This is a genomic window from Accumulibacter sp. (assembly GCF_036625195.1).
Classification (GTDB): Bacteria; Pseudomonadota; Gammaproteobacteria; order Burkholderiales; family Rhodocyclaceae; genus Accumulibacter.
This window is the reverse complement of the sequence record NZ_JAZKUG010000001.1, coordinates 2,169,282-2,188,335: the sequence shown is the minus strand read 5'-3', so window position 1 is coordinate 2,188,335 and position 19,054 is coordinate 2,169,282. Positions and strand designations below refer to the sequence as shown.

Annotated in this window: 20 protein-coding genes; 3 read left to right on the top strand and 17 right to left on the bottom strand. The window is 66.7% G+C overall.

Annotated elements, in window-relative coordinates:
• Window positions 1-14: 14 nt before the first annotated feature.
• Genes scpB through V5B60_RS09480 form a run of 6 tightly spaced genes read right to left on the bottom strand, consistent with a single transcriptional unit; the run spans window position 15 to window position 4,829 of the window.
• On the bottom strand, window positions 15-623 hold the full coding sequence (gene scpB, locus V5B60_RS09505) for an SMC-Scp complex subunit ScpB (protein ID WP_332346777.1): 609 nt from the start codon (window positions 621-623) through the stop codon (window positions 15-17).
• Window positions 601-1,476, bottom strand: a complete 876-nt coding sequence (locus V5B60_RS09500) for a segregation and condensation protein A (protein WP_434735317.1) — start codon at window positions 1,474-1,476, stop codon at window positions 601-603. Before V5B60_RS09500 ends, scpB begins: the two co-directional genes overlap by 23 nt.
• Window positions 1,473-2,675 carry a tryptophan--tRNA ligase gene (locus V5B60_RS09495; protein WP_332346776.1) on the bottom strand — a complete coding sequence of 401 codons (1,203 nt, stop codon included), beginning with the start codon at window positions 2,673-2,675 and terminating at the stop codon, window positions 1,473-1,475. The genes V5B60_RS09500 and V5B60_RS09495 overlap by 4 nt, the downstream gene beginning before the upstream one ends.
• 15 nt (window positions 2,676-2,690) lie before the next feature.
• The gene (locus tag V5B60_RS09490; RefSeq protein ID WP_332346775.1) at window positions 2,691-3,344 is read right to left on the bottom strand and encodes a site-2 protease family protein; all 654 of its coding nucleotides are present in this window, start codon (window positions 3,342-3,344) and stop codon (window positions 2,691-2,693) included.
• A 10-nt stretch (window positions 3,345-3,354) separates the two neighbouring features.
• Window positions 3,355-3,981: an L-threonylcarbamoyladenylate synthase gene (locus tag V5B60_RS09485; protein ID WP_332346774.1), complete on the bottom strand. Its 627-nt coding sequence runs from the start codon at window positions 3,979-3,981 to the stop codon at window positions 3,355-3,357.
• 17 nt (window positions 3,982-3,998) lie between these two features.
• Window positions 3,999-4,829 carry a 3',5'-nucleoside bisphosphate phosphatase gene (locus tag V5B60_RS09480; protein ID WP_332346773.1) on the bottom strand — a complete coding sequence of 277 codons (831 nt, stop codon included), beginning with the start codon at window positions 4,827-4,829 and terminating at the stop codon, window positions 3,999-4,001.
• 192 nt (window positions 4,830-5,021) lie between these two features.
• Here V5B60_RS09480 and V5B60_RS09475 point away from each other — a divergent pair, with 192 nt between their 5' ends.
• The gene (locus V5B60_RS09475) at window positions 5,022-6,500 is read left to right on the top strand and encodes an aminoacyl-histidine dipeptidase (protein WP_332346772.1); all 1,479 of its coding nucleotides are present in this window, start codon (window positions 5,022-5,024) and stop codon (window positions 6,498-6,500) included.
• A 216-nt stretch (window positions 6,501-6,716) separates the two neighbouring features.
• Here V5B60_RS09475 and pssA read toward each other — a convergent pair whose 3' ends face one another.
• The 5 genes from pssA to V5B60_RS09450 all read right to left on the bottom strand — a co-directional run bounded on the left by pssA (window position 6,717) and on the right by V5B60_RS09450 (window position 11,757).
• On the bottom strand, window positions 6,717-8,072 hold the full coding sequence (gene pssA / locus V5B60_RS09470; RefSeq protein WP_332346771.1) for a CDP-diacylglycerol--serine O-phosphatidyltransferase: 1,356 nt from the start codon (window positions 8,070-8,072) through the stop codon (window positions 6,717-6,719).
• 125 nt (window positions 8,073-8,197) lie between these two features.
• Window positions 8,198-8,386 carry a LiaI-LiaF-like domain-containing protein gene (locus V5B60_RS09465; RefSeq protein WP_332346770.1) on the bottom strand — a complete coding sequence of 63 codons (189 nt, stop codon included), beginning with the start codon at window positions 8,384-8,386 and terminating at the stop codon, window positions 8,198-8,200.
• Between the two features lie 84 nt (window positions 8,387-8,470).
• The gene (locus tag V5B60_RS09460; protein ID WP_332346769.1) at window positions 8,471-9,913 is read right to left on the bottom strand and encodes a bifunctional 2-methylcitrate dehydratase/aconitate hydratase; all 1,443 of its coding nucleotides are present in this window, start codon (window positions 9,911-9,913) and stop codon (window positions 8,471-8,473) included.
• A 33-nt stretch (window positions 9,914-9,946) separates the two neighbouring features.
• Window positions 9,947-11,104 carry a bifunctional 2-methylcitrate synthase/citrate synthase gene (gene prpC / locus V5B60_RS09455; protein ID WP_332350501.1) on the bottom strand — a complete coding sequence of 386 codons (1,158 nt, stop codon included), beginning with the start codon at window positions 11,102-11,104 and terminating at the stop codon, window positions 9,947-9,949.
• 164 nt (window positions 11,105-11,268) lie between these two features.
• Window positions 11,269-11,757 (bottom strand): septal ring lytic transglycosylase RlpA family protein, encoded by a 489-nt coding sequence (locus V5B60_RS09450; RefSeq protein WP_332346768.1) that lies wholly within the window; start codon window positions 11,755-11,757, stop codon window positions 11,269-11,271.
• Between the two features lie 234 nt (window positions 11,758-11,991).
• On the opposite strand from V5B60_RS09450, the gene V5B60_RS09445 reads away from it, so the two are divergent.
• Window positions 11,992-12,510, top strand: a complete 519-nt coding sequence (locus V5B60_RS09445; protein WP_332346767.1) for a YqaA family protein — start codon at window positions 11,992-11,994, stop codon at window positions 12,508-12,510.
• A 174-nt stretch (window positions 12,511-12,684) separates the two neighbouring features.
• Here V5B60_RS09445 and lipA read toward each other — a convergent pair whose 3' ends face one another.
• The 4 genes from lipA to V5B60_RS09425 all read right to left on the bottom strand — a co-directional run bounded on the left by lipA (window position 12,685) and on the right by V5B60_RS09425 (window position 15,766).
• On the bottom strand, window positions 12,685-13,665 hold the full coding sequence (gene lipA / locus V5B60_RS09440; protein ID WP_332346766.1) for a lipoyl synthase: 981 nt from the start codon (window positions 13,663-13,665) through the stop codon (window positions 12,685-12,687).
• Window positions 13,662-14,219 carry a lipoyl(octanoyl) transferase LipB gene (gene lipB, locus V5B60_RS09435; protein WP_434735370.1) on the bottom strand — a complete coding sequence of 186 codons (558 nt, stop codon included), beginning with the start codon at window positions 14,217-14,219 and terminating at the stop codon, window positions 13,662-13,664. The genes lipA and lipB overlap by 4 nt, the downstream gene beginning before the upstream one ends.
• Before the next feature lie 95 nt (window positions 14,220-14,314).
• Window positions 14,315-14,584 carry a YbeD family protein gene (locus V5B60_RS09430; protein WP_332346764.1) on the bottom strand — a complete coding sequence of 90 codons (270 nt, stop codon included), beginning with the start codon at window positions 14,582-14,584 and terminating at the stop codon, window positions 14,315-14,317.
• Between the two features lie 48 nt (window positions 14,585-14,632).
• The gene (locus V5B60_RS09425) at window positions 14,633-15,766 is read right to left on the bottom strand and encodes a D-alanyl-D-alanine carboxypeptidase family protein (protein WP_332346763.1); all 1,134 of its coding nucleotides are present in this window, start codon (window positions 15,764-15,766) and stop codon (window positions 14,633-14,635) included.
• Between the two features lie 194 nt (window positions 15,767-15,960).
• On the opposite strand from V5B60_RS09425, the gene V5B60_RS09420 reads away from it, so the two are divergent.
• Window positions 15,961-16,884 (top strand): GAF domain-containing protein, encoded by a 924-nt coding sequence (locus tag V5B60_RS09420; protein ID WP_332346762.1) that lies wholly within the window; start codon window positions 15,961-15,963, stop codon window positions 16,882-16,884.
• Between the two features lie 3 nt (window positions 16,885-16,887).
• Here V5B60_RS09420 and V5B60_RS09415 read toward each other — a convergent pair whose 3' ends face one another.
• Both V5B60_RS09415 and rodA read right to left on the bottom strand, forming a co-directional pair.
• Window positions 16,888-17,952: a septal ring lytic transglycosylase RlpA family protein gene (locus V5B60_RS09415; protein WP_332346761.1), complete on the bottom strand. Its 1,065-nt coding sequence runs from the start codon at window positions 17,950-17,952 to the stop codon at window positions 16,888-16,890.
• Window positions 17,949-19,052 carry a rod shape-determining protein RodA gene (gene rodA / locus V5B60_RS09410; RefSeq protein ID WP_332346760.1) on the bottom strand — a complete coding sequence of 368 codons (1,104 nt, stop codon included), beginning with the start codon at window positions 19,050-19,052 and terminating at the stop codon, window positions 17,949-17,951. The genes V5B60_RS09415 and rodA overlap by 4 nt, the downstream gene beginning before the upstream one ends.
• Window positions 19,053-19,054 lie beyond the last annotated feature (2 nt).

The window sequence follows — 19,054 nt, the reverse complement described above, 5'->3', positions numbered from 1 at the left end:
ATGGGCGAGCGGAATCAGCCGGCGGACGGCGCTTGTGGTTGGGCATCGGAGAGGTCCAGAGTCGGGTTGATGTGTTCGAGCGTCGGCAACTCGGCGAGGCTGCGCAGACCGAGGTCGTCAAGGAACTTCTTCGTCGTCGCCAGCAGCGCCGGCCGCCCCGGGGTGTCGCGATGGCCGATGACGTCGACCCAGCCACGTTCCTCGAGGACCCGGACCACCTGCGTGGCGACCGTGACGCCGCGGATGTCCTCGATGTCGCCACGGGTCACCGGCTGCCGGTAGGCAATGATCGCCAGCGTTTCGAGGACGGCACGCGAGTAGCGCGGCGGCTTGTCGGGGTGAAGACGTTCGAGATAGGGCATGTACTCGGCGCGCGTGCGGAAACGCCAGCCACTCGCCACGGGCAGCAACTCGAGCGGGCGCCCCTGCCACTCGCTGCGCAGCTCTTCGAGCAGCGGCCGCAGCACGTCGGCGGTGATTTCATCATTGAAGACCTTGCGCAATTCGGGCAGAGAGAGCGGCTCCCTGGCACTCAGCAGCACCGCTTCGAGCACCCGCTTGAGTTCATCCGGGGCGGCCGGCAGCTCGGCACTGGCGGAATTAGCGGACGGCACCGTGTTCATCGACCAACCTCAGGTAGATCGGCGCAAAGGCCTCGGCCTGCGTCATCTCGAGGAGGCGTTCACGCGCCAGTTCGAGCAGGGCGAGAAAATGGACGACCACCACCGGCGCGCCAAGACTCGCGTCGAAAAGGTCGACGAAATCGACAAACCCTCCGGCGGCCCGCAGGCGGCGCAGGATGACGCCCATGTGCTCACGCACCGACAGTTCCTCGCGCTGCACGAGGTGGTGTGTGTGCAGTCTCGCCTGTTGCAGGATGCCGCGCCAGGCGTTCTGCAGGTCCGCCACGCTGACCTCCGGCAGACGCCGCAACAGGGTCTTCTCGACCCAGACCTCGACCCAGTCGAAATCGCGCTCGGCCTGCGGCAGCTCGTTGATGGCATGCGCGGCGCGCTTCATCTGCTCGTACTCGATCAGGCGCCGCACCAGTTCGGCGCGCGGATCCTCGACCTCCTCGCCCGCTGGCGCCTTTGGCCGCGGCAGCAGCATGCGTGACTTGATCTCGATCAGCATCGCCGCCATGACCAGATAGTCGGCGGCCAGTTCGAGATTTCGTGAGCGCATCGCCTCGACGTAGAGCAGGTACTGGTCGGTCAAGGGCGCCATCGGGATGTCGAGGACGTTCACGTTGGCCTTGCGGATCAGGTACAGCAGAAGGTCGAGCGGCCCCTCGAAGGCGTCGAGCATGACCGCCATCGCATCCGGCGGGATGTAGAGGTCGCGCGGCAACTCCGCCAGCGGCTCGCCGTAGATCCTTGCCAGTGGTCCGGCCGCATCCTCCGCCAGAGCAGACCCTTCCTCGAGGACGGCAGCAACGTCGCCCATCGCTGCGCCGGCACCGTTGGCACCGCTCAAGCGTAATCCAGTCCGATCGCCTGGCGGACCTCGCGCATCGTCTCGCGGGCCAGATGCCGCGCGCGACCGCTGCCGTCGGCAATGATGTCGTCGACCAGGCGCGGATCGTCGAGGTAGGGTTGCGCCCGCTCGCGCATCGGTTCCTGCTCGCGCAGGATCCCGTCGATCACCGGCTGCTTGCACTCGAGGCAACCAATGCCGGCGCTGCGACAGCCCTGCTGCACCCAGGCACGGCAGTCCTCATCCGAATACACCTGATGCAACTGCCAGACCGGGCAGTTGCCCGGTTCGCCGGGATCGCTGCGCCGGACACGGGCGGGATCGGTCGGCATGCGGCGCAGCTTGTTCGTCACCGACGCCGCATCCTCGCGCAGCGTGATGGTGTTGCCGTAGGACTTGGACATCTTCTGGCCGTCCAGGCCGGGCATGCGGGCGGCCGCCGTCAGCAGGGCGCCGGGCTCGACGAGTATCATCTTGCCAGTCCCTTCGAGATGGCCGCACAGCCGCTCGCGATCGGCATGCGAGAGATCATGCACCTCGTCGAGCAGGCGCTGCGCCGCTTCGATCGCCGCCTGCTCGCCGCGCTCCTGATAGTGCGTGCGCAACTCCTCGTAGCGGCGCGCGCGTTTCGCGCCGAGCCGACGCAGCGCCTCGCTCACCTGCTCCGCGAAACCGGGCTCGCGACCGTACAGGTGGTTGAACCGGCGCGCGATCTCGCGCGAGAACTCGATGTGCGGCACCTGGTCCTCACCCACCGGCACCTTGCCGGCACGGTAGATGAGGATGTCTGCGGCCTGCAGAAGCGGGTAGCCGAGAAAGCCGTAGGTCGAGAGATCCTTGTGCTCGAGCTTTTCCTGCTGGTCCTTGTAGGTCGGCACGCGCTCGAGCCAGCCCAGCGGCGTCATCATCGACAGCAGCAGATGCAGTTCGGCGTGCTCGGGTACCTTCGACTGCACGAAGAGGGTCGCCCGCCGCGGGTCGACGCCTGCCGCCAGCCAGTCGATGACCATGTCGCGGGCGGCGCCGACGATGCCGTGCGGATCATCATACTGGGTCGTCAGGGCGTGCCAGTCAGCGACGAAGAAGAGGCAGGGATACTCGTACTGCAGCCGGACCCAGTTCTTCAACACGCCGTGATAATGACCGAGGTGCAGGCTGCCTGTCGGGCGCATCCCGGAGAGGACTCTTTCTGCGTACATTCTGTCTGCGATCGCTCAGGAAGGGAGTTGGAAAAGCAAGCCGACAAGCCCGCCGACGAGCTGCATCACCGGCGTCAGCAGCGAGCCGAGGATGCCGGTGAACAGCAGCAACAAGAGGATCGGGAAACCGAAGCGCTCGATCTGGGCAAAGCGCCAAGCCGCCGCCGGCGGCAGCAGGCTGATGGCGATGCGACCACCGTCCAGAGGCGGCAGCGGAAACAGGTTGAGCACCATCAGCACGAGATTGATCGTCATGCCGACCTCCGCCATGCGCGACATCGGCAGGCTGAAGAAGTTGAGCGGCAGCAGCCAGGCGAGCTTGAGCAGCGCCGCCCAGAAGAGCAGCATGGCGAGATTGGCCGCGGGCCCGGCTGCCGCCACCCACAGCATGTCGCGCTTCGGGTGCCGCAGGCGCCCGAAGTTGACCGGCACCGGCTTCGCCCAGCCGAACAGGATGCCGCCGGTAGACAGCAGGAGGATGATCGCCGGCACCAGGATCGTTCCCACCGGATCGATGTGTTTCAGGGGATTGGCCGTGATGCGGCCCTCCTGCCACGCCGTCGGATCGCCGAAATGCAGCGCGGCGTAACCGTGTGCCGCCTCGTGCAGCGTGATCGCCAGGATCACCGGCAAGGCAGCAATGGCGATGGTCTGGATCAGGGAATCCATGCGGTTTCTCTCAGTCGAGGCCAAAGGGCGCCAGCTCGCCGCGGCCTGCGCGAACCAGCAGCGGCAGCGCCGCGGTCAGATCGATGACGCTCGTCGGCTCGACGCCACAGCGGCCGCCATCGAGGATCAGGTCGATCTGCGCATCGAGCCGATCCTGGATCTCCCAGCCCTCGGTCAGCGGATCCTCGTCACCGGCGATGATCAGCGTCGAGGTGAGCAGCGGCTCGCCGAGTTCCTCGAGCAGCGCCAGCGTCACCGTGTGCGCCGGCACGCGCAGGCCGATCGTCTTGCGCTTCGGGTGCAGGACACGCCGTGGCAGCTCGCGCGTCCCTTCGAGAATGAAGGTGTAGCTGCCCGGTGTCGTTGCCTTGAGCAGGCGGTAACGGGCATTGTCGACCCGTGCGAACTGGCCGATCTGTGACAGGTCGCGGCACATCAGGGTCAGGTGGTGGCGTTCGTCGACGCCGCGCAGACTTCGGATGCGCTCGACTGCCGCCTTGTCGCCGAGATGGCAGCCGAGCGCATAGCTCGAGTCGGTCGGCAACGCGATGACGCCGCCACGACGGACGACCTCGGCCGCCATGTGCAGCAGGCGCTGCTGCGGGTTGTCGGGATGAATCGTGAGGTACTGCGCCATCGCCGCATCCTGCCCGTTCAGAACAGCTGCCAGACGGGCTGCAATCCGTCGGGCAGCGGCGGCAGCCGCCCGAGATCGACGTAGCTCTCACCCGGGCCATGGAAATCCGATCCCCGCGATGCGGCGAAGCCGTATTCCTTCGCCAGCCGCGAATAGAGATCGACGTGCTCCGGCGTGTGACTGCCCGACATGACCTCGATCGCCTGTCCGCCGAGTTCCCGGAACTCGTCCAGGAAGCGTCGCATGTCGCCGCGCGACAGCTTGTAGCGCCCCGGATGCGCCACCGCCGCGACGCCGCCGGCGCCATGAATCCAGCCCAGCGCGTCGGCGAGCGTCGCCCAGCGATGATCGACATAACCCGGCCGGCCGGGAACCAGATACGACTCGAAGACGCTGCGCAGATCCTTGCAAACCCCGCGCTCGACCAGATAGCGGCCAAAATGCGCCCGACTGACGAGGCTCGGGTTGGCGGCCAGACGCATCGCGCCATCAAAGGATCCGTCGATGCCGACCTTCGCCAGCTCGGCCGCCATCCGCCGGGCGCGCGCGATGCGCCCCGAGCGGACCGACTGCAGACCGGCGTTGAGCACGGCATCGGCAGCATCGAAGGCGAAGCCAAGCACATGGATCTGCAGACCCTCCCACTCGATCGAGATCTCGACGCCATTGACCAGGCTCAAGCCGGCCTCGACTGCCGCCGACCGCGCCAGCGACAGGCCGGCGATGTCATCGTGATCGGTCAGCGCCAGCATGTCGACACCGTTCTCAGCCGCCCGACGAACCAGCTCCGCCGGCGCCAGAAGTCCGTCCGAACAGGTGGAATGGCAATGCAGATCGCAGTTGGGCACGACGGGAAAGGTCCTTGGGATGCGGCAGAACTGCGCATCATAGCACAGCAGCCTCGCCGGACCGCCCGACCCGCCGGACGCACGCGCGCCGCGCGACCGCAAGGCTGGCAGAACAGCATCCTCTTGGGTATCCTTGCCGCCGCCCCGGGGCAGCCGGCCGCTGCCGCCTCCTTTGCGTGGAGACCGCGCACGATGCCTGCAGCAATCGACCCCAACCTCACCGGTCTGCAACCGGCAGCCGTCTGGCAGCACTTCGCCACGCTTTGCCGAACCCCGCGCCACTCCAAGGGAGAGGGACCGCTGCGTGAGAACCTTCGGCAATGGGCCAGCAGCCGGGGGCTGACGACGATCGTCGATGCCGCCGGCAACCTCCTCGTGCGCAAGGCGGCGAGTCGCGGCGCCGAGCGGGCGCCTGGCGTCATCCTGCAAGCGCACCTCGACATGGTCTGCCAGAAGACGCCGCCGAGCCAGCACGATTTCTCACGCGACCCGATCCGGCCGCGGTGCCGTGACGGCTGGCTGGTGGCCGACGAAACGACCCTCGGTGCTGACAACGGCATCGGCGTCGCGCTGATCCTTGCCGCGCTGGCGGATGGCTCGGTGCACCATGGGCCGATCGAGGCGCTGCTGACGGTCGATGAGGAAGACGGAATGGGTGGCGCGCACGGACTCGCGCCAAGTCTCCTGCGCGGGCACCTGCTGCTCAACCTCGACACCGAGGAGTGGGGCGAGTTCTTCGTCGGTTGCGCCGGTGGCCTCGACGTGAACGTACACCGGCCGGCAAAGGCAGAAGGGCTTCCAGCCGCGTGCGAAGTCTGGCGAATCGAACTTCAGGGCCTGCGCGGCGGGCACTCGGGAATCGACATCCATGCCCAGCGCGGCAACGCCATCAAACTGCTTGTGCGGGTGCTGCGCGACATCGAGGAGCGCTGGCCGCTACGCCTGGTTGATTTCGTCGGCGGCTCGGCGCGCAATGCGCTGCCGCACGAAGCGACGGCGACGGTGGCGCTGCCAGCCGGCCTCGGAACGGCGCTGGCGACCTGCCTGAGTCATTGGCAGGCACGGCTGCGGCAGGAACTGTCCGGCATCGATGACCGCCTGCGCATCGACTGTAAAGCCGCCACCGCCGACCGCGTGCTGGCGGCCGCCGAGCAAGCGATCTGGCTCCGCTCGCTGCACGCCGCGCCGCACGGCGTCCGGCGCTACAGCCTGCAGCTGCCGGGGGTCGTAGAGACGTCGAACAACCTCGGCATGGTGCGCATCACGGCTGACGAGGGTTCGTGCAACTTCATGGTGCGTTCTCTGCTCGACAGCGGCAGTGCCGCGCTGGCCGAAGAGATCGTCAGTCTCTTTGCCCTCTCGGGGACGATTGCCGAGCAGGCCGGCCACTATCCGGGCTGGGCGCCGAATCGCGAGTCGCCACTGCTCGCCCTCTGCAGAGCGGTCTTCGCGCGGGAGTTCGGCCACGAAGCGAAGGTGCAGGTGATCCATGCCGGCCTCGAGTGCGGCCTGATCGCCGCCCGTTACCCAGACCTCGACATGATTTCCTTCGGACCAACGATCCGCGGTGCGCACGCACCGGGCGAGTGCGTCGACATCGCCTCCGTCGGCAATGCCTGGCGGCTGCTGACAGCGATTCTCGCCGCCACCGCAGCGCTGCCGCAGCAATGAAGCGTGACGACCTGCCGGTGCCGCTCAGCCGGCACATGCCCTGCGGCAAGCATCCGGAAACCGGTCTGCCACGGTCGGAACGGCGGCTTGATGACTGCGCCGGTGCCGACCGCGTTCAAGAGAAATGGTCTGCCTGGGGGCTGCCGGCTCGCGGCGAGCTGCGGGCGTTCCGGTTCGGCATGGGACTGCTGCGGCAAGTCCCCGGCCGCTGGCGGCTCAGAGCACCTGGTTGAGCAGCCGGTCGGCGCGCGTGCGCGCCAGGCGTGCGAGAATGCGTTGCACCGGCTCCGGGTAGCTGGCGATCGAGTCGAGCGAACGGTGATTATCGAGGCGGCGGCAATGCTGCAGGATGCGCTCGATCTCCTGCCGGTGCTGGCCGACCAGGCTGCCCCGCGGATCATGGATCAATAGCCCGTTTTCGAGGTCGAGGCGCCAGGCGCGCGGATTGAGATTGCTGCCGGTGAGCAATGCGTAGTCCTCGTCGACGAGCAGCCCCTTGAGGTGATAACTGTGATTCCCGTGCCGCCAGAGACGGAGATCAAGGACACCGCGGTCGACGGCTTGCTGGTGCTGCTTGCAGAAACGACGCAGGTTGGCCTCATAGAGGTAGGGCAGCGCGCCGATCGTCGTGAAGGGTTCGTCGGGGGGGATGTAGAAATCGTTGGCCGTCTTGTCGCCGACGATGATCGTCACCCGGCAACCCTGTTCGATCTTGGCCTCGATCGCCCGGCGCAGCGGGCCCGGGAGATTGAAATAGGGAGTGAACAGCAGGAGGTCCCGCCGCGCCCGCTGGACGAGTTGCAGGATCATGCGATTGAGTTCGTTGTCGCGGGCGCCGAAGCCGAGCAGCGGCGTGATGCGCAGCTCGTCATCGGCCGCCGCCGGAGCGCCGATGCTGTAGCGGGCTTTCGCCAGCACGCGACGAAAGCGGCCGATCGCCGGACGCAGCGCAGCAGTTTTCTGCCGCGGCTCGCAATCGAGCGGCGACACCGCCGCGCTGCTGCCGAGGACGCGCGTCATCAGCGCCGCCATGCTGTCGGCCAGCGCGCGGCTGCTGATCAGGTGGTAGCGATCGAGCCGGTAGCGCTCGCCCCGCTGCAGGTAGACGTCGTTGAGGCTGGCGCCGCTGTAGAGCACGCAGTCGTCGATGACGAAGCCCTTCAAGTGCATGACGCCCATCCACTCGCGCGTCTGGACCGGAACGCCATGGATCGGCACCCCCGGTCCATGGCGGCGTGCCATTTCGGCATACAGGGCGGCGTTGCCGGCACTGGCAACCTTGCCGATCAGTCCGCGCTGGGCCCGATGCCAATCGACGAAGACGGCGATCTGCAGCTCGGGATGCGCCGCCCTGGCGGCGTGGAGCGCCGCGAGCACCTCGCGCCCGGCTGCATCATCCTGCAGGTAGAGGGCTGCCAGGATGATCCGCCGCCGCGCCAGTGCGATGTGCTCGAGCAGCGCGGTCCGGAACTCGGCCGGACCCGCGAGGGTGCGCACGTCTGCCGCCGCCACCGCGACACCCGGCAGACCGGCGAGCGCGAGCTGGCGGTGTCTGCCGCGCAGGCGCTGCATGGCGGACGCGAGAGTCGATCGCACGGCCAGCTGCATGGCGACGGCTCAGCCCGGCGACAGCGGCAAGGGCAACGACTCCGGTGCACCGCTGGCGGTGCCGCAGCCGCCCTGCCCCCGTCGCGCCACTAGCGCTGCCCCCTGCCGCGATCGCCGGTACCCGGGGCGAGAAACATGCCGATCCCCAACAGGATCAGCAGCAGGGGCCACCAGGTGCTCAGCAGGCGAGCGAAATCGACCTGCAACAAACCGAGATTGATCGCCAGAGCGACTACGCCGATCAGGATCAGTGCGATGGCGCCAAGGTTTCCTCTCATCTTCGATTCTCCGGTAGCAATCAGACGGCCTCTGCCGCGTGCACGACCACGCCGCTCACTCGCCAGCGACGCGGCAGCCGCCGCTCAGCGCACATACTGGTCAAGGTAAGCGTTGACCGCCATCTCCCCAAGTTGCCGAACATCCTGCGAGGACTCCTCGATGCGCGCCTGCTGCGCAGCCGGGAACCGGCGGGCGAGATTGGTCCTGAACTTCTCGACGAGCACCGGAATGCCTTCGGTGCGCCGGCGGCAGTGGCCGAGCGGGTATTCTATGGTCACTTCCGGCGTCCGGCTGCCGTCGGTGAAGAAAACCTGCAGCGCGTTGGCAATCGAACGTTTGCCCGGGTCGAGATAGTCGGCTGAAAACCTCGGCTCCTCGCTCACGACCATTCGGGCGCGCAATGGGTCGATGCGTGGATCCGCGGCCGCGTCGTCCTCGTAATCGGCGGCCGTCAGGCGGCCCCTGAGCAGGGCGACGGCGACCATGTACTGCAGGCAGTGGTCGCGGTCGGCGGGATTGTGCAACGGGCCCTGCTTGTCGATGATGCGCAGCGCCGACTCGTGCGTGCGGATGAACACGCGCTCGATCGTCTGCCAACGCCCGGCGACCTGCGGGTGCAGCTCGAGCGCACATTCGACCGCCGTCTGCGCATGGAACTCGGCCGGGAAGCTGATCTTGAAGAGGATGTTCTCGATGACGTAACTGCCGTAGGGTCGCAGCAGGCGGAACGCCTGGCCGCGGAAGAGCACGTCATAGAAGCCCCATTTCGGCGCCGTCAGGACCGCCGGGTAACCCATCTCGCCCTGACACGACAGCAGGGCCAGGAAGACGCCGCGGGCAGTCGCGTCGCCCGCCGCCCAGGACTTGCGTGAGCCGGTATTCGGCGCGTGGCGGTAGCTGCGCAGCGGCTGGCCATCGACGAAGGCCTGCGAGAGCGCGTTGATGATCTGCCCACGATCGCCACCGAGCAGCCAGCAACAAACCGCCGCCGTCGCCACCTTGACGAGCACCACATGATCGAGCCCGACGCGATTGAAGCTGTTCTCGAGTGCCAGGATGCCCTGGATCTCGTAGGCCTTGACCGTCGCCTCGAGCACCTGCCGCATCCGCAACGGCGCCTCGCCCTGCGCGACGCGGCTGCGCGACAGCCAGTCGGCGACGGCGAGGATGCCACCGAGATTGTCGGAAGGGTGCCCCCATTCTGCGGCCAGCCAGGTGTCGTTGAAATCGAGCCAGCGGATCATGGTACCGATGTTGAACGCCGCCCGCACTGGATCGAGCCGATAGTCCGTACCGGGAACGCAGGCGCCGTTCGGCACCACGGTGCCGGGAACCACCGGTCCGAGCAGCCGGCTGCAGGCTGCATAGTCGAGCGCTTCGAGCGCGCAGCCGAGGGCATCGATCAGGCAGTAGCGCGCCGTCTCGAGGGCAGCGCGCGAGTCGACCGGGTAGTCGAGGACGTAGTCGGCGATGTCCACCAGGACGCGATCGGGATCGGGTCGGCTGGCGCAAATTCGCGTGCTCATCGCGCTGCCTCGTCGGGTCCGGGCCGCTGGCGCTCAGCCACGCCGGGCGAGGGGGACGAATTCCTGCGCCTCCGGCCCGACGTAATTGGCCGACGGCCGGATGAGCTTGCCGTCGATCCGCTGCTCGATGACGTGCGCCGCCCAGCCGCTGGTGCGGGCAATGACGAAGAGCGGCGTGAACATCGGCGTCGGCACGGCGAGCATGTGGTAGGCCACCGCAGAAAACCAGTCGACATTCGGAAAGATCCGCTTCTGCTCCCACATCACCGCTTCGATGCGGCCGGCGATGTCGAACAGGACGAGGTTGTCACCATCGGTGCACAGCTGCTGCGCCACCGAACGGATGACCTTGCTGCGCGGGTCGGCGATGGTATAGAGCGGATGCCCGAAGCCAGTGATGATCTCCCGGTTGTCGAGACGGCGGCGAATATCCTGTTCGGCCTGTGCGGCGTCGTCGTAACGACTCTGGATCTCGAACGCCACCTCGTTGGCACCACCGTGCCGGCGGCCGCTGAGCGCGCCGATGGCGCCGCAGATCGCCGCATACAGGTCGGCGCCGGTACCGGTGATCGTACGCGCGGTGAAGGTCGAGGCGTTGAACTCGTGTTCGGCGTACAGGACCAGCGACGTGTCGAGGCTGCGCGCATGCAGCGGTGGTGGCGCCTTGCCACGCAGCAGGTGGAGAAAATGGGCGGCAATCGAGTCGTCGTCGGTCTCGGTATCGATGCGCCGGCCGTTGTGCGACCAGTGATACCAGTAGAGCAGCATCGATGCGAAGCTGGCGATCAGCCGGTTGGCGATCTCCCGTGCCGCTCCCGGATTGTGGTCCTGCGCCTCGGGCAGGATGGTTCCCAAGGCCGAACAACCACTGCGCAGGACATCCATCGGATGCGCGGAAGCGGGCAGACTCTCGAGCATCGGCCGCAACATCACCGGTAGACCACGCAGGGTCTTCAGTTTCTTGCGGTACTGGTTGAGCTGCGTCGGACTCGGCAGGCGCCCGTAGAGCAGAAGATAGGCGACTTCCTCGAAACCCGCGTCTTCGGCAAGGGCAATGACGTCGTAACCGCGGTAGTGGAGGTCGTTGCCCGTGCGCCCGACCGAACAGACGGCGGTATTGCCGGCAACGACACCCGACAGCGCGACCGACTTCTTGGCTTTGGGAAGGTCCACCTGCCGCGCCTGGTCCATCGTCTTCGCCCCCATCATCGACCGCGGCACCCCGGAGTGCCGACCATCCGCGCGAGTATTCCCGACTTTGCCAAGTCAGGTCAACTGCACGGCTGCCCGCGCCACGCTGCCGCGACCTCGCCGGCTCCGGGCTTCGCAGACCCGCATCACCGGCAGCGCTCGTTTCACTTCCCGGGAGCCCGCAGGCCCGCGCCGTCCACCGCCTGCAGGTGTGCCGGCGGCTGGAATGCCAGCATGCAGGCGCGCTCGTGACCGACGAGGTACTTCGGCAGGGGAGTCACCTCGACGTCGACGACGCCGGCATCGATCATCCCGAGCGCGACGGCCGCCTCGCGCGAGAGGTCGATCACCCGCTTGCGGTGCCCCATCCGGTCGTTGATCCGCACGACGACGCAGCGCGCCGACGGCACCCGACGAACGGCCACCAGCGTTCCCATGGGAAAACGGTTGCTCGCCGCCGAGATGACGTGATGCTCGTAGGTCTCTCCCGACGCCGTGCGTCGGCCATGGAAGGAGGTGGAATAGAAGCTCGCGCGGCCGGAGACGACTGGCGCCGCCTCGGCGATGCGGCTGTGTGGCCCGAGCGAAGGAAAGTCCTCTGCCGTGACGACAGCCGGAAGCAGCAGAAGCAGCGCAGCGAACGGCAGCCTCACGGCCGCCAGCCTCGTGCCACTGCCGACTTCGGCGCCAACCTGCGGCGGTGCACGGGAAGCGTCGCAAGACACCGCATTCGGCCTACAATTCCCGTCGTCAGTGACTCGGTATGCATGATCGATGAAGATGGACTCTGCGGACAGTCGGCGAGGCGTCGCGCCTGATTGGCGCAAGCATAGCCTGCCTGCGGCCGCGCGCACAAGCCAGCGGCAAAAATGCCGGTTGAACCCCGGATGAAGACGCATGTCCTGCCGGACTGGCTGCGCCGGCTGCTGCTGCGCAGCGTGAGCCATCGCTACTACACGGCGGTGGTGGCGGCGATCGCCTTCGGCGCGACCGTGAGCTTCGCTTTTCCCTTCGTCGCCGTGCTGATCCCCGCCGTCATGCTCTCACCCCGCCGCTGGCGGACCCTCGGCCTCAGCTGTGGCGTTGCCAGCGGCTTTGGCGCAGCGCTACTCGTCGAGATCTTCAGCTTTCTCGGCTCGGAACTCGTTCTCTCGCGCTACCCCGACCTGGTGGCGAGCGCCGCCTGGCAGACGGCGAGCGAATGGATACAGCAATGGGGCCTGTTGGCGATGATCGTGATTTCCGGTGGACCACTCCCGCAGACACCGGCATTGCTTTTCTGTGCCCTTGCGCAGGTGCCGACACTCGGCATCCTGGTCGCCGTCGCCATCGGCAAGACGACGAAATACCTCTTCCTGGCCTGGGCGACTGCCCTCTACCCGGCGCGTTTCGTGCGCTACAACTGAGAGGTTGTGAAGAAATCGTCGCGAGCAGGCCGAGATGCCAGGCGCGAGCGAGCGAACGACGAGACATATCAGATGGATAGGCGAAGAGTGAGCGAGTGAGCAACGCCGCAGATCGGTCGCGCAGTAGATTTATTCACAACCTCTGAGGCCTCGCCGACCTCGCTGCGGCAGCGCTCAGGCGACCCCGGCGGAGTGCGCCTGCTGGTCTGCCCAGTAACTCGAGCGCACCATCGGCCCACAGGCTGCGCCGCTGAACCCCATGGCCAGCGCCGCCTCCTCGTAACTCCTGAAGACCTCCGGATGAACGTAGCGCTGCACCGGCAGGTGGTGGGGCGATGGCGCCAGATACTGGCCGATGGTCAGCATCTCGACATCGTGGGCACGCAGGTCGCGCAGGACCTCGATGATCTCCTCGTCGGTCTCGCCGAGGCCAACCATCAGTCCCGACTTGGTCGGCACCTGCGGATGGCGCGCCTTGAACGCCTTGAGGAAGGCCAAAGAGTGCGCATAGTCGGCGCCGGGCCTGGCTTGCCGGTAGAGCCGCGGGACCGTCTCCAGGTTGTGGTTGAGGACATCGGGCAGCGACTCGCCGAGAATCGCCAGCGCGATCTCCATGCGGCCGCGGAAATCGGGCACCAGGGTTTCGATGACGGTGGCCGGCGAGCGCTGACGGACGGCGGCAATGACCTCGACGAAGTGCCGTGCGCCGCCGTCGCGCAGGTCGTCACGGTCAACGCTGGTGATCACGACGTAGCGCAGCTGCAGCCGCGCGACGCTGTCGGCGAGACTGTCCGGCTCGCCGGCATCGGGCGGCAACGGCTTGCCATGACCGACGTCACAGAACGGGCAGCGGCGCGTGCAGATGTCGCCGAGGATCATGAAGGTCGCGGTACCACGACCGAAACACTCGCCGATGTTCGGACAGGCTGCTTCCTCGCAGACGGTATGCAGCTTCTGCTCGCGCAGCATCCGCTTGATCTCGCCAAAGCGACCGCTGTCGTTTCCGGCCTTGACCCGGATCCAGGCGGGCTTGCGCTGTGGTTCCTGGGAAACGATCTTGATCGGGATGCGGGCGGTTTTCAGTTCACCCTTTTCCTTGACGCCGGCGACCACCGTCGATCCGTTGCCGGCCTGTCCGGCGTTGCGGGTGCTCATTGCTTGTGCTCCAGTTGTCTCGCGAGGTGTCCGGCCAACGCCGTCGCCGCCTGCGCGGGGGTCAGCGCGATGCCGAGATCGCTGGTCTGCGTCACCGACAGGCCGGGGAAGCCACAGGGGTTGATCGCCGCAAAGGGCGACAGATCCATGTCGACGTTGAGGCTGACGCCATGGTAGCAGCAGTTCCGCCGCACGCGCAGACCGAGGGCGGCGACCTTGGCCGCGCCGACGTAGACTCCGGGCGCGCCGGCATGACGTGCGGCGGCGACGCCATTCTCCGCCAGCAGTTCGATCACCGCCTGCTCGATCATGACCACCAGCTCACGCACCTTCAGCCGGCGCCGTGCAAGGTCGATCAGGAGGTAGATCACGACCTGGCCCGGACCATGATAGGTGATCTGCCCGCCGCGATCGGTTCGCAGCAGCGGGATTCCAGAGTCGAACAGGAGGTGCTCGGGCCGGCCGGCCTGGCCCAGAGTAAAAACCGGCGGGTGTTCGCAGGACCAGAGCTCGTCGCCGGTCGCCGCGTCGCGCGCGGCCGTGAACGCCACCATCTCCTGCCATGTCTCCGGGTAGCTGCGGCACCCGAGGTGACGCAGCAGCAGCGGCCTCTGACCGATCGGCGACAGCTGCCGCGCTTCGCCGTCGCTCACAACACCAGCTTTACCAACCGATGCGCACTCAGTTCGCGATACAGCAAGTCCAGCTGTTCGCGGCTGACGGCGTTGATCGTGCACGTCAGGCCCAGGTACCTGCCGGCGCTCGAGGCGCGCATCTCCATTGTCGCCGCGTCGAAATCCGGCGCATGCCGCAACACCATCTCCAACACTGCCTGGGCGAATCCGTCCTCGGAGCGGCCCATGATCTTGATCGGAAAGGCACAGGGAAATTCGAGCAGGCTCTGGCGCTCCTCAGGCATCGGCACCTACCTTGCGCCGACGGCGCGAGAGCTGACGAACGATGCCCATCAGTTGAACCACAGGCGGACCGTATCGACCATTCGCCCGACGATACCCGCCGCCGGGACGGCTTCGAGCGCCAGCACCGGGTACTCGCCCAACGGCTTGTCGTCGAGGCTGAGCTTGAGCGTGCCAAGTGCCTGCCCGGCGGCGATCGGTGCGATCAGCGTCTGCGGCGAGACGAGCTCGCTGCGAATCCTCGGCCCGAAACCCTTCGCGACGGTCAGCACGAGATCGCTGGTGAAACCGACCTTGACCGTGCTCTGCTGACCCTTCCAGACCTTCAACGTGGCGACGGCCTCGTTCCTGGCATAAAGCTGCACCGCATCGTAGAACTGGAAGCCGTAGTTGAGCAGCTTCAGCGACTCCTGGATGCGTGTGCTGTCGGATGCGGCACCAAGAACGACCGCCAACAGCCGCCGGGGGCCACGTTTGGCCGACGACACGAGGCAATAGCCAGCGGCCTCGGTATGGCCGGTCTTCAGGCCGTCGACGCTCGGATCGATATGCAGCAGCCGGTTGCGATTCGGTTGCGTGATGCTGTTGTAGCGAAACTCCTTGAGCGAGTAATACCTGGCGTAATCCTCGGGAAAGTCGCGAATCAGTGCCGCCGCCAGGAGTGCCAGGTCGCGCGCAGTAGTGAAGTGTTGCGGGTCGGGCAGACCACTGGCGTTGCGAAAACTCGAATCCTTCATGCCGAGCCGCTGCGCCTCGCGATTCATCATCTGGGCGAAGTTCTCCTCGTCACCGGCAATCGCCTCGGCGAGTGCGACACAGGCGTCATTGCCCGACTGGACGATCATGCCCTTGAGCAGGTCGTCGACCTTCACCTGCGTCCCGACCTGGATGAACATCTTCGAACCACCGGTTTTCCAGGCCTTCTGTGATACCGGAACGGTCTGCTCCAGCTTCAGCGTACCCTGCCTGATGGCAGCGAAAGCCAGGTAGGCAGTCATCAGCTTGGTCAGCGAAGCCGGTTCCAGGCGCAGGTCGGGTGCCTGTGCGGCGAGCGTCTGACCGGAGGCGACGTCGACCAGCAACCAGGACCTGGCAGCGAGCGAAGGCGGCGTCGGCAGTTGCTCGGCAACCGCCAGCAGCGGCAGAAAGAGGATCAGCAGAAGCAACGAGCGAAGCTTGGACATGGCATGGTCCGGGAAAAAGCCGCGATTATAGCAACGCCCTCGCAGCCGCCTGTACGCCTTTTGTAAGCACCAGTCGTCACTCGATGCGGGCTGCCGTGACTTACTCCACAGGCCGCGTGGTTGCCCGGGACGTACGATGGCGGCACGTTTCCAGCCGCGCCCGGAAGGACCGGACCGCCACCAGCTCGACATCGATGCAGCCCCCCTTTCAACCGCTCGCCAACCCACTTGACCTACAGGGCGTCTTCGCACAATTGGCACGGCGCGGGTTTCATGACAAACGTCTCGACGAGGTGCTGCGCCAGCTCACCGCCACCACCGCCCAGACCCTGAACATCGAGCGCGTCAGCCTCTGGGGGCTGTGCGAGCAGCGCCAGCAGCTCGAGTGCATCGACCTCTACGAGCTGTCACACGACCGTCACAGCAACGGCTTCAAGCTGCACGCCAGACACTATCCCGAGTATTTCCGGGCGCTCAGCCGTGGGGAACCGATCGTCGCTGACGACGCACTGAAGCATCCGTCGACGCAGGAATTCCTGCGCGATCATCTGCTGATGCATGGCATCAGTGCCCTCATCAACTCGCCGATCCACGCCGATGGCGAGTTGCAGGGCGTCCTCTCGATCGAGCGCGTCGGCGAGCATTCGGCCTGGACTTCCGTGCAGAGGCTGTTCGTGCACGCCGTCGCCAGCCTCGTCAGCCTCGCCCTGCTGCAACACGAGCTGCTTTCGCGCGAAGAGGAACTTCGTGATGCGCTGAACCTGCGAGAGGCCCTGTTCAACGGCGCCCGCGACGCGATCCTGATTGCCGACGCGCGCACCGGCGAGATCATCGACGCCAACCCGCAGGCGGAGAGGCTGTTCGGGCGGCGCTACCAGGAGCTCCTCGGAGCCCTGCACGGCGAGCTCTGCAGGCGTCACGAGGCTGTCGAGCTGCGCGACCTCTGCCGCCAACTCGGTGGCAAGGGCGAGATCGAGGTGCTGCGCAGTGCGGTGGTCGCCGACGACGGCACGCTGGTACCGGTGGAGATCAGCAGCCGGCTCGTCCAGCTCGGACGGGGCCAGGAGCTCGTACAGGGAATGTTCCGGCCGCTCGGTCGCGGAAGCGACGGAAGCTGATGCTCAGCGAACGACGAAGGTGGGTTTGTAGCCCAGGGCGAGACGAATTCTTTCGGCGACCTTGTCGGCGTCTACCCGACTGGGATATGGCCCGAGATGGACACGGTGCAGGCCACCCGCGGACCTGACCTGAACACTCTCGGTGAGCCAGTCGAGTTCGCGCAGCAGGTGCAGGCGCAGGCTGTCGGCATTGTCGGCGCTGGCGAAGGCGCCGAGCTGGAGAAAGATGCCACCGCCCGGGGGGGCTGCATCCGGAGGCACCGCCGCTGCCGTCGGCGCCACCGGCCGCTGCATCTCGCGCGCCGGCGGCCGGGTTGTATCGAGGCCGAGGCGAACCGCGAGCAACTCGATCTCGTCGCGCTCGGCGGCACCACCCTTGGCAGCGGCCGGCGCTGGCGCTGCCATCACCTGCGCATAACTCATCGTCGTCGCGCCCTCGGGCAGGATGGCCTCGACCTGCACCAGGGTGCTGCCATCATCGACATAACCGAGACGGTGCGCGGCGGCGTAGGAAAGATCGATCACCCGGTCGGCGTGGAAGGGTCCGCGGTCGGTGACGCGCACGACCACCGACTTGCCGTTGCCGATCCTTGTCACCCGGACATAGGAGGGGATCGCCAGCGTCGGATGGGCCGCGGTCATCGCGAACATGTCGTACGGCTCGCCAATCGACGTCTTCAGGCCATGGAACTTCTTGCCATACCAGCTGGCAACGCCGCGCTCCTGGTGCGGTCGCAGGCTGGCATGCGGCTCATAGGCCTTGCCGAGAACCACGTACGGCCGGTTGGCGAAACGGTGCAGTGGCTCGAGGCGCGGCTCGGCATCGGGAATGTCGTCGAGATTGTCCGGAATCTCGTCACCCGGTCCGTCGTCCTTGTAGTAGGCCCCGCCACGCTTATGGACGACGCTCGACTTGCGCGGCATCTTCGCCGGCGGCCTCGTCTGCTCCGGGCTGCGGGCGACCTGCTCGGGCGCCCGGGCCGGTTGCCCGCCACAGGCAGCCAGCAGCAGCGCCAGCGAGCAGCCAATGCCCGGCCAGCTGAGCGAACGGAAGGCGCCACGCTTCACGGCCGCACCAGCATCCGGTGCGTGTGGATGCTCATCAGTATGCCGACCCCCACCGACAGGGTGACGAGCGCCGTCCCGCCGTAGCTCATGTACGGCAGCGGCACGCCGACCACCGGCAGGATGCCGCTGACCATGCCGACGTTCACGAAGACGTAGGTAAACAGGCTGAGCGTGATCGAGCCGGCGAGAACGCGTGCAAAGAGCGTCGAGGCATTGGCGGCGATCATCAGCCCGCGCCCGATCAGCAACAGGTAGAGCAGCAGGAGGACGACGTTGCCGAGCAAACCACGCTCCTCGGCATAGACGGCGAAAATGAAATCAGTGTGGCGTTCCGGAATGAACTCGAGGTGGGTCTGGGTCCCCTCCAGCCAGCCCTTGCCGAAGCTGCCACCGGAACCGATGGCGATCGTCGACTGGATGATGTGATAGCCGGCGCCGAGCGGGTCGCTGCTCGGATCGATCAGCGTCAGGATGCGCTTGCGCTGATAGTCGTGCAGCATCGTCCAGGCGAAGGGCGCGGCGGCCGCGGCGGCCGCCAGCAGGCCGATGATCACTTTCCACGGCAGACCGGCGAAGAAGATGACGTAGAAGCCGGCAGCACCGACCAGGATCGCCGTTCCCAGATCGGGCTGCTTGGCGATCAGCGCGAAGGGAAGCAGCAGCAGCAGGCAGGCGACTGCGTAGTGACGCGCCTTCAGTGCCGCCTCGTGCTTGTGGAAGTACCAGGCGAGCATCAGCGGCACGGCGATCTTCAGCACCTCCGCCGGCTGGATGCGCGTGAAACCAAGCGACAGCCAGCGCCTGGCGCCGTTCACCTTGATGCCGAAGAAGAAGACGAGGATCAGCAGGACGACGCCAGCAAGGTAGAGCGGAACACCGAAGCGCATCAGCTTCTGCGGTGGCAACTGTGCCACCGTCCACATCACGGCCACGCCAACGGCCATGTTCAACGCTTGCGCGAGAAGGCGGCTGCTGCTGTCGGCGGTGGCACTGTAGACCGTCGCCAGACCGGTTGCCATCAGCGCCAGCGTCAGCAGCAGGAGCGGTCCGTCGACGCGCGCGACGAGGCGTACCCACGCGCGCTGCAGCAGCTGCGGCATCA

Bases quoted from the DNA above. Each gene is read 5' to 3' on its own strand.
- V5B60_RS09465 (WP_332346770.1), bottom strand. From the start codon at position 8,386: ATGAGAGGAAACCTTGGCGCCATCGCACTGATCCTGATCGGCGTAGTC.
- lipB (WP_434735370.1), bottom strand. From the start codon at position 14,219: ATGGTGGCGTTCACGGCCGCGCGCGACGCGGCGACCGGCGACGAGCTC.
- V5B60_RS09485 (WP_332346774.1), bottom strand. From the start codon at position 3,981: ATGGCGCAGTACCTCACGATTCATCCCGACAACCCGCAGCAGCGCCTG.
- rodA (WP_332346760.1), bottom strand. From the start codon at position 19,052: ATGCCGCAGCTGCTGCAGCGCGCGTGGGTACGCCTCGTCGCGCGCGTC.
- V5B60_RS09490 (WP_332346775.1), bottom strand. From the start codon at position 3,344: ATGGATTCCCTGATCCAGACCATCGCCATTGCTGCCTTGCCGGTGATC.
- V5B60_RS09475 (WP_332346772.1), top strand. From the start codon at position 5,022: ATGCCTGCAGCAATCGACCCCAACCTCACCGGTCTGCAACCGGCAGCC.
- V5B60_RS09460 (WP_332346769.1), bottom strand. From the start codon at position 9,913: ATGAGCACGCGAATTTGCGCCAGCCGACCCGATCCCGATCGCGTCCTG.
- pssA (WP_332346771.1), bottom strand. From the start codon at position 8,072: ATGCAGCGCCTGCGCGGCAGACACCGCCAGCTCGCGCTCGCCGGTCTG.
- V5B60_RS09425 (WP_332346763.1), bottom strand. From the start codon at position 15,766: ATGTCCAAGCTTCGCTCGTTGCTTCTGCTGATCCTCTTTCTGCCGCTG.
- lipA (WP_332346766.1), bottom strand. From the start codon at position 13,665: ATGAGCACCCGCAACGCCGGACAGGCCGGCAACGGATCGACGGTGGTC.
- scpB (WP_332346777.1), bottom strand. From the start codon at position 623: ATGAACACGGTGCCGTCCGCTAATTCCGCCAGTGCCGAGCTGCCGGCC.
- prpC (WP_332350501.1), bottom strand. From the start codon at position 11,104: ATGGACCAGGCGCGGCAGGTGGACCTTCCCAAAGCCAAGAAGTCGGTC.
- V5B60_RS09495 (WP_332346776.1), bottom strand. From the start codon at position 2,675: ATGTACGCAGAAAGAGTCCTCTCCGGGATGCGCCCGACAGGCAGCCTG.
- V5B60_RS09430 (WP_332346764.1), bottom strand. From the start codon at position 14,584: ATGCCTGAGGAGCGCCAGAGCCTGCTCGAATTTCCCTGTGCCTTTCCG.
- V5B60_RS09445 (WP_332346767.1), top strand. From the start codon at position 11,992: ATGAAGACGCATGTCCTGCCGGACTGGCTGCGCCGGCTGCTGCTGCGC.
- V5B60_RS09420 (WP_332346762.1), top strand. From the start codon at position 15,961: ATGCAGCCCCCCTTTCAACCGCTCGCCAACCCACTTGACCTACAGGGC.